This is a genomic window from Thiocystis violacea (assembly GCF_016583565.1).
GTDB lineage: Bacteria > Pseudomonadota > Gammaproteobacteria > Chromatiales > Chromatiaceae > Thiorhodococcus > Thiorhodococcus violaceus_A.
Window position 1 is genome coordinate 1 of record NZ_NRRF01000014.1, and the last position, 13868, is coordinate 13868.

The following is a 13868-nucleotide window of genomic DNA, read 5'->3' on the forward strand; positions in this document are numbered from 1 at the left end:
ACGCCCCCTGTGTTCGCTTCGCAGGCGGGATCACTCCCGCACCACGCCACACTCGGTTCCGGTGGATGGCCAATCCTTACCGGCTCGGGACTTTCACCCGGTGGGCCGCAACAAGGAGTTTCCGATTCGCTTATCCGTTCGCTATCTTCCTCTCCTTCCAGGCTTTGCCTGGCGCAACCGAAGGATGATCGACGCCGCCGAACCGTGCAATTGAAGCGCTCGATATGATTCGAGGACGACAGGCGGTTGCCCGCCGGCTGAGTCCGCGATGCGCATCTGGCACAGCCGTCCCAGCGCATCCGCTCCTGGACTGCAGTCGCCTAAAGCTGTGCGGAAGTCGCCAGTTTTCCCTTCTTCGCTCCTCTAAGATCTCAGGAACCTTTTTCGCGACAGGCCGTGCTGGGCCGTCGGTGGCGCATGGGAGGAAGCCGTAGAGCGGGATGAGAAACCTGACACGCATGCTGTACCTGAGCCGTGTGAGCGGCGGCGTCGGCGAAGAGGAGCTCAAGCAGATCCTCGAGCACTCGCGCACGAAGAACAAGGCGCTCAATGTGACTGGGATCCTCTGTGGTGGGGGAGGGCACTTCATTCAGGTGCTGGAAGGCGAGCAGGAAGACCTCTTCAGGCTCTATGGCAAGATCCTGGAGGACCGGCGTCACTACGACTGCTATCTCATCGGTGTGGCCCCGATCAAGCAACGGCTCTTCGGGGGCTGGTCCATGGGTTATCTCTCGAATCCTCCGGAGATGATGGAGGTCCGGCGAAAGGAGCTGATCGCCGCTTGGGAGGGGCGCACTGAAGCGACAGAGCTGGTTGCGCTGTTGAAGCGCTTCCTGGTCCAGCTGAACGTCAGCTCGACATGAATCCGCGAATCCGATACCGCCCTGTCCGTGCGCAGGTCTTTCCAGCATCGTCATCCGTCCCCTGGATGCGTATCGGCTCGGACATCTCCGGGCGCGGCTGATGCGTGCGGCGCCTGTCATGGATCGAGCGGATGTCAGCCATGCGCGCATCAGCCTTCAGGTGTTGCGCGGACGCGCGAGCCGGGCCTCGCTGCAGGGTGTGTTCATTGCCGTCGGCGCCGTACTGCTGGCGACCATGGCCGTGACCTATCTGACCGCGCAGGGGGTGAGTCTGGACGGCGTCGTCCAGGTGCAGCGGACGAACTTCGCCCTCTGGGTGCTCGACCTCAGGCGATTTCCGGGAAACACAATACCCGCGGCTCCGATCCCGTAGGATGGGCAAAGCCCTGGCGATGTGCTTCTTTCAGAGTGCCGAGGGTCGAGTGCCGAGTGCCGAGTGCCGAGTGCCGAGTGCCGAGTGCCGAGGGTCGAGGGGCGTGCCCATCATCCTCGCTCCGAGCCCAGCAAGATGGGCACGTCCGTCCGACGCTGAGGTTGCATTCAAGCTCCGAGCGCGGACTTTGCCCATCCTACCAATCTCGTCATCGCGGCCAGCCGCCGTGGGAGCGCGCGACGGCGACTGATCGAGCGGGGGGTGCGGTTCGAGTTCTTGGCGCTTCAGCGCCAGTCAGACCAGGCCGTGTCGGTCCTTCATCTCCAGATAGACGAGATTGGACACCTTGCGGATGGCATTGCTGCGCTTGGTGATCCAGCGTCCGTAGTTGCGGGCGCTGCTGCGGCGCTCGATGATGCCGATCATGGTGTAGGCGTGAGAGCGGCCACGCCAGTCGCGCGCCTCGATGATGCCCATGTTCCCGCACAGCCTCGCCGTCGAGCCTGTCTTGTCGCAGACGCGGACGGAGTCCGGCACGCTGGAGACGCCGTGCACGATCCGGTCGTGATTCGGCAGCCGCATGATCCGGCGCAGCTCGCTGCTGTAGGGCAGCGTTCCATTCTTGAGCGCGTAGAGGAAACGGCTGTAGTCGTGCGCCGAGGCCTTGTTGGCGTAGGTGCTGCCGCCGCGCGGGATCTTCTCGACGATACGTGTCTGCTCGAAGACACCGGGGGCATGCTGCTTGAGTACGGCCTCGACGTCGCGCGCGCCGCGACCTGAGCGATTGCGGCTGACCAGGTCGATCAGCCGATTGGTCGAGGGATTGCTGCTCTTCTGGATCATCCGCTCCATGATCCGCTTGACCTCGCCGGTGTAGCGCACCTTGCGCGACTTGGCGGCCTGGCGGGGCACGGCTTCGTTGATCGAGACCAGCTTGGTGCCGGTGGTGAAGTCGAAGACGGACCAGGATGTCTTCTCACTTGGGAGGATGAGTCCCTGGCGGCGCAGGCGCTTGACGAGGTCGTTGACCTTGCGGCCTAGCGAGGTCTCGGAAGACGCTGCCGTCGCATAGCTCGGTGCCCCGGCCATCAGCCCGGCGGAGGTCGCCGCAAGCGCCTCCAGGAACTGGCGGCGGCTGAGGAAGAAGCCGTCTTCATCGTGTTCAAGGGCGGGTGGGTCGAGCAGCGGCCCGGCGGGGCGGATGATCGTCTCTTCATTGTCCGGCGTGCTCAATCCATACGGCGCTTCGTTCTGTCCGATTGCATCAATACCCAGCATCGTTTCTCCAATTCCACGGTCGTGCCTTGAGGGGATTTCCGGGAAACAACAGGTCGGCGGTCCTGTTCGCCGCTGGAGGCAAACAGCCGCTCACCCAGCGGGTGAGCGGTGCATCACCAGAAGGCGACTGTCGATCCAAGGCGCTGTGCTGGTTCCTGGTGGTTGACAGCTGTTTCTGGCTCGATCAAGCGCGCTATTGAACGCTGCCGAAGGAGTTGTCGACAGCACTCGCCGGCGGTTTCAAGCCAGCGAGGCGGCAGCCTTGGGCGACTGGGCCGCCAGGAAAGAGGCCGTAGAGATACTTGATGCCGCCTTGACCGTGAAAGACCTCGTCCAGGGCGTCGTGCAGCTCGCGAACATGGGTCTGCTCGTTGCGACTGAAATAGTCTTGCAGGGCTTTGATGGCCTTCCAGTGGTCGTCCGTGAGTGCGACACCGTCCGCTTGGGCGATCTGCTCCGCCTGGGTGTGGCTCCAGTCCTCGGGGGCGTGTGGAAAGTCGGGATCATGCACCGTCGCGCCTGGATTCATGATGTCTGTCATGGTCTTGGTCGCCATGTCGTCCTCCTGATGATTGTTTGATCGATGAGCATTGATCGATGAGCATCGCCCGTGGGTGATCCGCTGCCTTGCTGCGAGTGCCTTGCACACGCATTGCGTGATCACCGGGGCTGAGGCAGTGTCGATTCTGTCAGAGGGCGCGTCAAGGGCGGATCTTGGCTGGGGAGCACGCATCTGCGCGGCGGCCGAGTGACTGCGTCATGGGTCGGTCAGCCGCCGGTGGCCGGCTAGGGTGCGAGATAGAGGGGGTCTGGGAGGGGTGTGGCCAAGGCCGCGAGCGTCCTTTCGGCCGCGCGGTCGCGATTCCTGCGCAAGGCTGAAACGCGAAGCGGTTCCAGCGTGCGGCGTTTAGGCCGGTCGCCAGCGTTGCAGAGGCGGATCGCCCTCTCGGGCATCCGCTCTACCCGCCGACACGATGATCCAGGCCTTGGCGATGGATTGGCTGGCGCGGTTGAGGCCGCGCGGGTGACTGGGTTCGACCTGTCGGATCAGGTGCTGCCGCCGAGGAGGTAGAAGACCGCGCCGGCTGCGCCCATGCCGAGTAGGGCGGCCAGGACGACGAGTCCATACATGACGCCCTTGGTCTTGTTCAGTGACTGCTCGACCGCCTGGACGGCTTGCTGAGAGGCCAAGAGCGCGGCATCCATGGTCTCCTGGGATTCGCGTCTCGCCATCGCGATCGCCTTGAGTGCCATCTCCTCGCCGCCATCCTGACCGGCTCCCGCCTTGGGCAGCGCCTCACGCAGGTGTTTGTCGAAGGATTCCATGATCTGTGTGCGCTCGGCCACGAGGCTGCGCTTGATCAGATCCGGGACCGTCTCGGTGGCCAGACGGGTCGAGATGGCCTGGAGGTCCGCCATGGTCGGATGGGGCGCGGCGTTGCGCTTGGCGGCTTGCTCCGCGGCGAAATGCTCTTCGAGCAGACGGTTCACCTCGCCGAGGATGGTCTTGCTCAGGTCGTGACGCAACTCCTCCACCAGTGCGGGCAGCACCTTGGAGAGTCGAGCCTCCAGGCGCGCGTCCAGGATCTTGACGATGGCGTCTTCGGAGAGGCCGGCCGATGCCTCGGCGTGGCCGGTGGCGGCCACGGTTGCCGCGGCCTTGCCGGCACCCATGCCGAGCGCGCCCTGCAGCTTCTCCAGCATCTCCGGCAGCATTTCGGGGGCCGCCGACTTGGGAAGGATGCCGAAGACACCCTTCTTCTTCGCCTGGGCGACGAATTCGGGCTCTTCGTGCGAGGTGCACATGATCACCGGAATCGCACTGGTGCGCGGATCTTCCCGGATGACCTCGAACGCCTCGAAGCCGTTGAGGCCGGGCATCATGTGGTCCATCAGGATGGCGTCTGGCAGGGCGCCTTTCAGCTTGGCAAAGGCCGCTTCCGCGGATTCCGCCGTATCGACCTCCACGCCGTGACGTTGGAGCTGGAGCCTCAGCGCATAGCGCGCAGACTTGGAATCGTCGACCAGGAGTATCTTCATCGGGCGCATCACTTCCAATGATTGTGTTGAACGACTGACGTGAGGCGATCCGCCGGACGTCGTTGCAGCGATGGTGGGCGGGCGCAATATCCCAAGAGCCGCTTCGCACAAGGCTCGCTGCGTGGAGCGATCGCCCTAGAGAGCGGCGCAATGGCGGGTGCCAAGCGCGTCAAAATTCCAGAGGAATTGTGCCATGGCCGATACAGAGATCACCTTCCATCTATATGAGTCCGCGGAGCAGGTTGCCAGCGTCACGGCCCAACGCGTGCTCGCGTCAGCCGGTGAGGCGATCGCGGCCCGCGGGCGCTTTCACTTGGTCTTGGCAGGCGGGCGAACTCCCCTGACGGCCTACACTCTACTCGCGGATCAGTTTTCAGACTGGGACCGATGGCACATCTTTTTCGGTGACGAGCGCTGTTTGCCGGCCGATCACCCCGAGCGCAACAGTCATGCGGCGCAGCTGGCCTTCCTTCGCCGCGTCCCCATCCCCGCAAAGAATCTCCATCCGATTCCGGCGGAGTTGGGCGCCGAGGCCGCCGCCGCGGACTATGAGGCCCTCATCCGGCGCAGCTTGCCTTTCGACCTGGTGCTGCTCGGCATGGGCGAAGACGGGCACACGGCCAGCCTCTTTCCCGGTCATGAGATTCCGGAAGGGGTGTTGGTCATGCCGGTGCACGAGGCGCCCAAGCCACCCCCGGACCGTGTCTCGCTCACGCCGCGCGCGCTGGCGGCGAGCGCGCGGGTGCTGGTGGTGGTGACTGGGGCCGGCAAGCGCGTGGCCCTGGCACGCTGGCGGCAGGGCGCGGATCTGCCCGTCGCGAGGGTCGCAACGGCCGGAAGGGCCGAGGTGCTGATGGACCTCGATGCCGCTGGCGTTCGGGCGTCGAGCTAGCCTCAGTCGCTCGTGGGAGCGGCGCCCCGCCGCGACCGGGTGCGGCGGAGCGGTGTCGGTCGCGCCGGGGCGGCGCTCCCACGGGTGTCATGCTCCGGGGTGGCGACCCGCCCTGGTCCTCAGCTGATCTTGATCTGAAGCTCCCCGCCGGATTCCGGGTCCGTGAGATGCACGGCGCAGGCGATGCAGGGATCGAACGAATGGATGGTGCGCAGGATCTCGATCGGCTGCTTGATGTCCGCGAGCTGGTGATTGTCCTGCAGCGCGGCCTCGTAGGCGCCCGGCTGCTCGTGCGTGTCGCGTGGTCCTGCATTCCAGGTGGAGGGGACCACGGCCTGGTAGTTGGCGATGCGCCCGTCCTGGATCACGATCCAATGCCCCAAGGCTCCGCGCGGGGCTTCCATGAAGCCGGCCCCGCGCGCCTGGCGCGGCCAGCTCGAGGGCTCCCAGAGCCTTGGGTTGAAGGTGCTGGTGTCGCCTGACTTGATGTTGGCGACCAGGGCGTCGTACCAGCCTTGCATGGCATCGACCAGGATCTTGGTCTCCAAGGTCCGGGCAGCGGTGCGTCCCAAGGTGGAGAAGAGTGCCTCGACCGGCAGGTCGAGTTTGCCGAGCGTCATCTCGACCAGCTCCGTGGTCTGGGCGTGGCCGCTGGCATAGAGCATCAGCACGCGGGCCAAGGGGCCGACCTCGACCGCCTTGCCGTTCCAGCGCGGTGCCTTCATCCAGGAGTAGCCCTGGTCGATGTCGAGCTGCCTGTAGGGTGGCTTGACGCCGCCGCGGCCGTCGTACTCCAGGTTGGTTTCGCCGTCGTAGGGGTGCAGACCCTGGTCGTTGCCGCTGTCGTAGTCGTACCAGGAGTGCGCGATGAACTCCTGGATCTGGCTCTGATCATGCAGATCCACCGGGTGCAGGGTCGAGAGATCTCGGTTGAGGATGACCCCGCGGGGGAAGAGGAAGCCGGACGGATCCATGAGCCCGCCCGCGGGCAGATCGCCGTAGCAGAGGAAGTTTCCCAGCCCCTCGCCGCGCGTGCCCCAGTCCTTGTAGAAGCCGGCGATGGCGAGCGTGTCCGGGACATAGACCTGGTCCACGAAGGTCAGCATGGACTCAATGATGCCCTGGACTTGCGCCAGCTTCGCGGCGTTGATGGCGGAGTCGGAATCCAGATCGATGGCGCAGGGGACCCCGCCGACCACGAAGTTGGGATGGGGGTTCTTGCCGCCGAAGATGGCGTGCAGGCGCGCGGCGTCGCGCTGCCAGGCGAGCGCCTCCAGATAGTGTGCGACCGCCATGAGATTGGCCTCGGGCGGCAGCTTGTAGGCCGGATGCCCCCAATAGCCGTTGGCAAAGATGCCGAGCTGGCCGGATTCGACGAAGGTCTTGATGCGCTTCTGGGTGTCGGCGAAATAGCCGGGGGAGGACTTGGGCCAGCCGCTGATGGATTGCGCCAGCTCGGAGGTCGCCTTGGGATCCGCGCTCAGTGCGCTGACCACGTCGACCCAGTCCAGGGCATGCAAGTGATAGAAGTGCATGATGTGGTCGTGCACATACTGGGCGCCGATCATGAGGTTGCGGATCAGCTGGGCATTGGTCGGCAGCTCGATCCGCAGGGCGTCCTCCACCGCGCGCACCGAGGCAATGCCGTGCACCAGGGTGCAGACGCCGCAGATGCGCTGGGCGAAGGCCCAGGCGTCGCGCGGGTCGCGACCCTTGAGGATCGTCTCGATGCCGCGCACCGAGGTGCCCGAGCTGTAGGCTTGGGCGATGCGGTCCGCGGCCATCCGCGCCTCGATGCGCAGATGCCCTTCGATACGGGTGATGGGGTCGACGACGAGGCGTTCGCTCATGGTGGCGGATCTCCTGCGCGAGGCTGGCGCACCGGCCCCGCTCTAGTGCGGTGAAGGCCCTTGCCTCAGGCCCTGGTGTCGTCCTTGGCGGGTGTCTTCTCGACCAGATGATCCGCGATCATCTCGGTCAAGCCGACCACGGGGATGTCCATGTTGAAGGTCTCCAGGCCCTCTTCGAGCTGGGTTCTGCAGGTGGCGCACATGGTGACCATGCGCTCGGGCTCGACCTTCTCGATCTGCGCCTTCTTGCGCTTGAAGGCGGCCATCTTGAGGGGCTCGGCGCGCTCGTTGGAGCTGACCCCGCCGCCGGCGCCGCAGCACCACTGGTATTTGCCGTGCTCATCGAGGTCGACGAAATTCTCGGCGACCAGGTCCATGAGATTGCGCTGCGGCTGGATGACGCCGCTCTTGCGCGCGAGGTTGCAGGGGTCGTGCATGGAGAGGCGGTCCGTCTCCTTGCCCTCGGTCTTGAGACGCCCGCTGGCGCGCAGCTCTTCCAGCACCTCGACGATGTGGAAGACGCGGAAGGGATAGCGCCGGCCGATGAGGTTGGGCCCCTCCCAGCGGATGGCGGTGAAGGCGTGGCCGCACTCGGGACTGATGACCTTGGGCACCTGGAGCGCCTCGGCCGCGGCGACGACGCGCTCGACCAGTTGGGCGGCGATGTCCTTGTTGCCGATCTGGATGCCGGCGTTGGTGGCCTCGAAGCATTGGGTGGAGAGTGTCCAGGTCACGCCGGCGTGATCGAAGATCCGGGTGATGGCCTCGAGATACTCGGGGAAGTTGATGACCTCCATCGAGGAGAGCAGCACCAGGTACTCGGCGCCGACCTTATCGACTGGGACCACGAGGCCAGAGCTGCTTTCGACGTGCTTGATCTGGACCGCGAGCGTCTTCCACTGCAGACCCATGGGGCTGCCCGTGGTGATGGCGCGAATGGAGGCGTTGATGAGCCCTTCCGGCGCATGCCCGGACTGCACCATGCCCTCGCGCGTCTTGCGGATCATGTAGGCCAGGTCGTTGCCGACCGGGCAGACCATGGAGCAGCGACCGCACATGGAGCAGGAGTCGTAGAGCAGTTCCTCCCACTCGGCCAGCATCGCGTCCGTGACCTTCTGCTCCAGTCCGAGGATCCGCTTGATCCGTCCCCAGAGGGTGAATTCCGCCTCCCAAACCCGGCGCAGCGGTTCGAGCTTGAGGACCGGCGTGTATTTTGGGTCCCCCGTTTCCAGGTAGAAGGGGCAGGACTGCGCGCAGATCCCGCAGTGGACGCAGCTGGAGAAGAAGGCCGCTATCGGCGCATCGATCTCGGCGCGGAAGGCGGCCAGGCCGCGTTCGAGTGTCAGCTCGCTCATGACTGGACCCCCTTGCGGCCGAAGGCGGCGCCGTTGTACCAGCGTGCGATGAAGGTGGTGAAAATGTGCGTCAGCTTGGTGAAGGGCAGGATGATGAGGAAGATCTCCGCGCAGAGGATGTGCATCCCGAGCGCGAGCGGGTAGGGATTCACCAGACGGTGATAGGCCAGGTAGCCGGTCAGCACGACGAGGAAGACGACCGTCCAGACGAGATAGTCCTCGACGGTGCTGATGTGCCGCTTCACCGGATGGGTCAGACGGTGAACCAGGGTCGCGACCAGGCTGAACAGGGTCACGGCGGTGAAGACGTCGACCACCGGGTTCGGGAGAGCCGGCCAGGAGATGCCCAGCACGCCCTTGACCAGCTCGACATGGGGCACGAAGAGCAGCAGCGCGACCAGGAAGCCGATATGCCAGATCCAGCCGACGAGCACGTTGAAGGGTGCGCGCTGGAAGGTGCCAGGATCCGGGACCGAGCGCGTCAGGACGGTGCGGAAGCCAGGCAGCCACTCGGTGGCGCGCGGCTCGGCGTAGTTGGTCGCCCGCCCGAGCATGAAGATCTCGACCAGGCGGGCGAGCAGTCCGACGGCGAAGATGACCATCGCGATGTCGAACATGGGACCCTTGGTCCAGAGCAGGAAGTCCATGGCGCTGTTCATTGCGTCTGCTCCAGTTCGTCGATGGTGACGGGTTGGCGCTCGGCGTCCGCCTTCTTGACGCCATGCTTCGCCAACGCGGCTGAGCCGCCGCCGACCACCGCGCCGACGGCCCCAGCGGTTAGCAGCGTGCCTGCGTTCGCGGTGAGGGGCACCGAGACCGGCTCATAGAAGCCGCCGCCATCCCAGAAGCTCGGCTCCGAGCAGCCCAGGCAGGGGTGTCCGGACTCGATCGGCCAACTGGTGCCGCCGTTCCACTTCATGGTGGCGCAGGCGTTGTAGGTGGTCGGTCCCTTGCAGCCGAGGCGATAGAGGCACCAGCCCTCCTTGGCGCCCTGGTCGTCGAAGCTTTCCGCGAAGAGTCCCTTGTCATAGAAGGGGCGACGGTAGCAGCGGTCGTGGATCGACTGGCCGAAGAAGGCCATGGGGCGGCCATAGGCGTCCAGGTCGGGCAGCCGGCCGAAGGTGAGGTAGTGCGCCAGCACGCCGGTGATGACCATGGGGACGGGGGGGCAGCCGGAGACGTTGATGACTGGCTTGTCCTTCACCAGATCCATGACGGACATGGCCCCGGTCGGGTTCGGCCTGGCTTGGGGCAGCCCGCCGAAGGCCGCGCAGGTGCCGACCGCGATCACGGCGGCGGCGTGTTCGACGGTCTCCATGAGGATGTCGTAGTTGCTCTGGCCGGCGACCGTGGAGAAGCCGGGGTTGGCGTCCGGTCCCGGGATGGAGCCGTCCACGATGACCAGATACTCGCCGGCGTTGGCCTCCATGGCCTGCAGGCGGGCCTCCTCGGCGGCCTCGCCGGCGGCGGCCTGCAGGGTGTGGTGGTAGTCGAGCGAGACCATCTTGAGGATGAGATCCTCGAGCGTCGGCGCATGGCTGCGCGTGAGCGACTCGGTGCAGCCCGTGCACTCCTGGAACGACAGCCAGATCACCGATGGCCGCCGGGCTTGCTCGAGCGCCGCCGCGATCCGGGGCACCATGCTGGCCGGCAGGGCCATCATGGACGCGGTCGCGGCGCAGAGTTTGAGGAAGCCTCGGCGTGAGAGGCCATGGTCGCGCAGGCGCTCGCCAAGGGTCTTCTCGGGGATTGGGGTAGCCATGGTCCCTCCTTCAGCCTGTCAAGACGATTCCGGCGGGGTGCCCTGATCCTCTTCCAGGCGGGCATCGAGCAGGGTGAGCGCTTCCGCGAGGTCCCGCGGCTGCGGGCGCAGGAGCTCGGGAACCGGGGCGATCTCCAGGTGCAGCGTGAGCCGCTGCCCCTCGCCGCTGCGGTAGTCGACCAGCCAGACGCCAGGGATGGCGGTCTCCTGGATCTGCGTCGGGCCGAGCGCCTCGACGGTTGCCGTGACCTCGCCCTTGCCGAGCCACGCGGTCAGCCGGTCGAGATCGCCGGGGCCGAAGGGCATGCCCGAGAGGTCGATGCGGGTCTCCTCGCCGGTCTCGACGAGCCGTTCGAGGGCGTGGCGGATCTCGTTGAGCACCGGCAGGGCGTTGCCGAAGTCGCGCGGAGAACGGGCGCAGTTCTTGGCTGCGCGGGTTTCGGGGATGATCCGATCCAGGTCTGACATAGGCTCGCCTCGGTGGTGCTTGTCGAATTCTATGGGTTTTTCCAGTGAAGGGACTTGATGCAGGACAGGATGCTGTCGGGTGGAATCCGCTTTCGTGGCGCTGCATACAGCATAGAGGAGGATCGATGTGGCATCTGGCTGGAGGGGCTGGATGTCAGGGCCGCGCGGATCGGGAAAACGATCGGGAGCCCCGACGGGCGCCTTGGATGCAAGGCATTCCAATGGCTCCGCCCCGCGTCGCGGTCGGGCTCTGAAGGCGTCTGAAAACCCTCGCGCGTCGGCACGAACAGCGAGGTCCGAAGGCGCAGAGCGCCAAGACGGGCACGTGGCACCGCAGAGCGGTGCCACGAGAGGGTGGAGTTTTTCAGACCGCTTCTCAGGGTCTTGAGTGCTGCCCGAACCCTGTCGCATCCAGTCCGTCAGCGCGGTTCGGCGGCGACATCTTGCCGCCCGCCGATTGGAACCTGGCGGGCGCTCCAGCGCGCGATGAGCGACTGGATCTCCGCGATCGCCCGCGGCACAGCCGCGGCCACGGCGGGCGTGAGTTGCTCGCCCCAGTCGACGAGCTGGGGCTCGATGCCGATGAGTGCCCGCTCGGCGGGCAGCTGATCGGTCAGGCGGACCATGTCCATGAGGTCCGCCAGGCTGACCTCGTGCACGCTCTTGGCGTGGGAGCGCAGTTGGCGGTCCATCGCCTCTCCCTCGAAGACGCGGACGGTGCCGGGCGGGTCGCCCATGGCCGCGGCATCGACCACGATCAACTGCTCGCAGTCGCCAATGGGGCCGGCGAGGGTAAAGCTCAGTGTGCCGCCGTCCATCAGCGTGCACTCCGCGCCGAGGTCGGTTGTGGTCTCCAGGTGCTTGAGCACCTCGGCGCCGACGGCCTCGTCCGTCAGCAGGACGTTGCCGAGGCCCAGAATCAGCGTGTTTGGCTGCATAAGGCGGCTCTCCCTGTTGCGCGTGTCTCAGGTTGGTTTCGTTTCGGAACGGCTCATGTCTCGAGGCCGCGTGTGATCTTCGGACGTGTCAGCTCCACTGCTGGCTGACGGGGCGCGGGCGCAAAGCCTGATCGCCGTCCTTGCGTCCGAGTCTAACCCCGCCTAGCCTCTGCCGCTAAGTGCGCTGGCGCAATCCCGCGGCGGGTCATCGAGGAGTGAGCGGTCATGTGTTTCGGAATTCCGATGGAGGTGAAGTCGATCGAGGGCTTCACCGCTAGGTGCGAGGCGAAGGGCGTGGAGCGCGAGGCGAGTCTCTTCATGCTGCAGCATGAAGAGGTCGCTGTCGGCGACTATGTGGTCGTCCACCTCGGCTATGCGATCAACAAGGTCACGGCCGAAGAGGCCGCCGCGGCTTGGGAGATCTATGACGAGATGCTGGCGGCGGAGGCGCCTGGCGGGCGGGCTTGAGGCGGGGCTATCGCGCTGGTCTGCTCGATCGCACTGGGTTGGTCAGGGCGCGAAGACTGCATCTGCTGCGGTTTGCTGGTGGGTGTGAGAGCGCGCCGACTGGCGCCACAGGCACCAGTCGGCTCTCGAGCGCTAGGCGCTAGAGACCGGTCGGATCAATAGCGCGGGGGTGGGCCGTAGCGGTCCTGATCGTAGGGTGAGCTTCCGCGCGGTGGCGGAGGTCCATAGCCGTCTCTGGGGCCATAGCCAGGGCCGCCGCCTGGACCCCGTCCGTAACCCGGACCGCTGTCATAGCCGCGCCCATAGCCAGGGCCTCGGCCATAGCCTGGGCCTTGTTGGCCGCCATAACCGCCGCCGCGATTCGAGCCGCGTCCCTGACTTGGTCCCTGATTCGAGCCTTGTCCATAGCCTTGGTTGCCGCCGGAACCTTGGCTCTGTCCTGGTCTCTGGCCTTGGCCTTGACTGGGGCCTTGTCCCTGGCTCGGACCCTGGCCCTGGCCCTGACTGGAACCCTGACCCTGACTGGGACCTTGGCCTTGACTGGGACCTTGGCCCTGCCCTTGACCTGGCCCTTGGCTCTGACCTTGACCCTGACTTCCCGGGCCGCCTTGACCTTGACCTTGACCTTGACTCGGTCGCTGGCCTTGATTCTGGCCGGGTCCTTGCTGTTGTCCTCCCTGATTGTACCCCTGTCCTCCCTGAGAATAGCCCTGTCCGGGCTGAGCCCAGATCGCAGAGGATGCGCCGAGGCTGGACAACGCCGATACAGCGAGGACCGCCATCCGGAACCCTGGTTTTCTCATTCTGGCCTCCTGGTTTTGATGCGGGGTGAGCCGTGCCCGGGCCTCAATTCCTCGGGCGCAGACACCGCGCGGTGGCCCCGCACAGACGGCGGGGTGTCTTGTCGATCCGTGGGTCGCGCAGGTCACCGACCTGCATGCTGACTCTAGCACGAGTGTATGACCTCGGTGAGGATCCGCGGTCCGAGCATGCAGATGCCTATCGGGCGCGGGCGATCAGAGGTTGCGGCCGATGGGGCTGTCCGGGCGGCGTCGCGGGTGCGGCTAGTGGAGCGCCGTGTCGAGCCAGTGTTCGAGCTGCTCGCGCGAGAGGGTTCCGAGCTTGGTCGCCACGATTTCTCCCCGCTCGAAGAGCAGGTAGGCGGGAATCCCGCTGATCACATAGCGGTTCCGCAGGGTGGGATTCTTCTCCACGTCGAGGCTCAAGACGCGCAGCCTCTGTGCATAGGCGCCGGCAACCGCCGTGATGACAGGCTCCATGTCTCTTGCGGGGGAAGACCAATCGGCCACGCAGAAGACCAGGACGGGGCGCTCACTCTGGAGTGCGAGTGGATTGAAGTCTGCTTCGGTGACCGTTGTGACGGCGCCGCTCTGGATGCCGGGCCGGACCCGCGCCGCGAGCAAGCCCCTTGGCGCCGCGATCGGCGGCTCAATGGATGCGGATTGACCCTGCGCGGCCGAGCAGGGGGGGAAAGGGAAGAGTGTCAGGCTCAGGAGGAGGGACGATACAGTCAGCCTTGTCGAATGCGCCATCTCGCCTTCGTGTCCTTCAGGTGGCCCT

The 13868-nt window shown here is 65.7% G+C and carries 14 protein-coding genes; 4 read left to right on the forward strand and 10 right to left on the reverse strand.

Features of this window, described 5'->3' with window-relative positions:
• The first annotated feature begins 440 nt into the window (after positions 1–440).
• Positions 441–863 (forward strand): BLUF domain-containing protein, encoded by a 423-nt coding sequence (locus CKO23_RS08270; RefSeq protein WP_200329934.1) that lies wholly within the window; start codon positions 441–443, stop codon positions 861–863.
• 118 nt (positions 864–981) lie between these two features.
• On the forward strand, positions 982–1236 hold the full coding sequence (locus tag CKO23_RS08275; protein ID WP_200329936.1) for a hypothetical protein: 255 nt from the start codon (positions 982–984) through the stop codon (positions 1234–1236).
• A 294-nt stretch (positions 1237–1530) separates the two neighbouring features.
• On the opposite strand, the gene CKO23_RS08280 is transcribed toward CKO23_RS08275, so the two are convergent.
• The 3 genes from CKO23_RS08280 to CKO23_RS08290 form a co-directional block, all read right to left on the reverse strand.
• Positions 1531–2514: a serine hydrolase gene (locus CKO23_RS08280; RefSeq protein WP_200329938.1), complete on the reverse strand. Its 984-nt coding sequence runs from the start codon at positions 2512–2514 to the stop codon at positions 1531–1533.
• Positions 2515–2707: 193 nt separating this feature from the next.
• Positions 2708–3070 carry a TusE/DsrC/DsvC family sulfur relay protein gene (locus CKO23_RS08285; RefSeq protein WP_200329940.1) on the reverse strand — a complete coding sequence of 121 codons (363 nt, stop codon included), beginning with the start codon at positions 3068–3070 and terminating at the stop codon, positions 2708–2710.
• Positions 3071–3561: 491 nt separating this feature from the next.
• Positions 3562–4554, reverse strand: a complete 993-nt coding sequence (locus tag CKO23_RS08290) for a response regulator (RefSeq protein WP_200329942.1) — start codon at positions 4552–4554, stop codon at positions 3562–3564.
• Between the two features lie 193 nt (positions 4555–4747).
• On the opposite strand from CKO23_RS08290, the gene pgl reads away from it, so the two are divergent.
• The gene (pgl, locus tag CKO23_RS08295) at positions 4748–5446 is read left to right on the forward strand and encodes a 6-phosphogluconolactonase (RefSeq protein ID WP_200329944.1); all 699 of its coding nucleotides are present in this window, start codon (positions 4748–4750) and stop codon (positions 5444–5446) included.
• Between the two features lie 119 nt (positions 5447–5565).
• Here pgl and CKO23_RS08300 read toward each other — a convergent pair whose 3' ends face one another.
• The 6 genes from CKO23_RS08300 to CKO23_RS08325 form a co-directional block, all read right to left on the reverse strand.
• A complete protein-coding gene (locus CKO23_RS08300) occupies positions 5566–7296 on the reverse strand; it encodes a nickel-dependent hydrogenase large subunit (protein WP_200329946.1) in 1731 nt (576 codons plus the stop codon).
• A gap of 65 nt (positions 7297–7361) precedes the next feature.
• Entirely contained in the window at positions 7362–8651 is a 1290-nt protein-coding gene (locus tag CKO23_RS08305; protein ID WP_200329947.1) for a (Fe-S)-binding protein, read from the reverse strand.
• A complete protein-coding gene (locus tag CKO23_RS08310) occupies positions 8648–9310 on the reverse strand; it encodes a hypothetical protein (RefSeq protein ID WP_200329949.1) in 663 nt (220 codons plus the stop codon). Before CKO23_RS08310 ends, CKO23_RS08305 begins: the two co-directional genes overlap by 4 nt.
• On the reverse strand, positions 9307–10413 hold the full coding sequence (locus tag CKO23_RS08315; RefSeq protein WP_200329951.1) for a hydrogenase small subunit: 1107 nt from the start codon (positions 10411–10413) through the stop codon (positions 9307–9309). Before CKO23_RS08315 ends, CKO23_RS08310 begins: the two co-directional genes overlap by 4 nt.
• A gap of 18 nt (positions 10414–10431) precedes the next feature.
• The gene (locus CKO23_RS08320; RefSeq protein ID WP_200329953.1) at positions 10432–10881 is read right to left on the reverse strand and encodes a hydrogenase expression/formation protein; all 450 of its coding nucleotides are present in this window, start codon (positions 10879–10881) and stop codon (positions 10432–10434) included.
• Positions 10882–11300: 419 nt separating this feature from the next.
• Positions 11301–11819: a HyaD/HybD family hydrogenase maturation endopeptidase gene (locus CKO23_RS08325; protein ID WP_200329955.1), complete on the reverse strand. Its 519-nt coding sequence runs from the start codon at positions 11817–11819 to the stop codon at positions 11301–11303.
• 225 nt (positions 11820–12044) lie between these two features.
• Here CKO23_RS08325 and CKO23_RS08330 point away from each other — a divergent pair, with 225 nt between their 5' ends.
• On the forward strand, positions 12045–12287 hold the full coding sequence (locus tag CKO23_RS08330; RefSeq protein WP_200329957.1) for a HypC/HybG/HupF family hydrogenase formation chaperone: 243 nt from the start codon (positions 12045–12047) through the stop codon (positions 12285–12287).
• 1064 nt (positions 12288–13351) lie between these two features.
• Here the strand turns inward: CKO23_RS08330 and CKO23_RS08335 are convergent.
• Positions 13352–13840 carry a thioredoxin family protein gene (locus CKO23_RS08335; protein WP_200329959.1) on the reverse strand — a complete coding sequence of 163 codons (489 nt, stop codon included), beginning with the start codon at positions 13838–13840 and terminating at the stop codon, positions 13352–13354.
• Between the last annotated feature and the right edge of the window lie 28 nt (positions 13841–13868).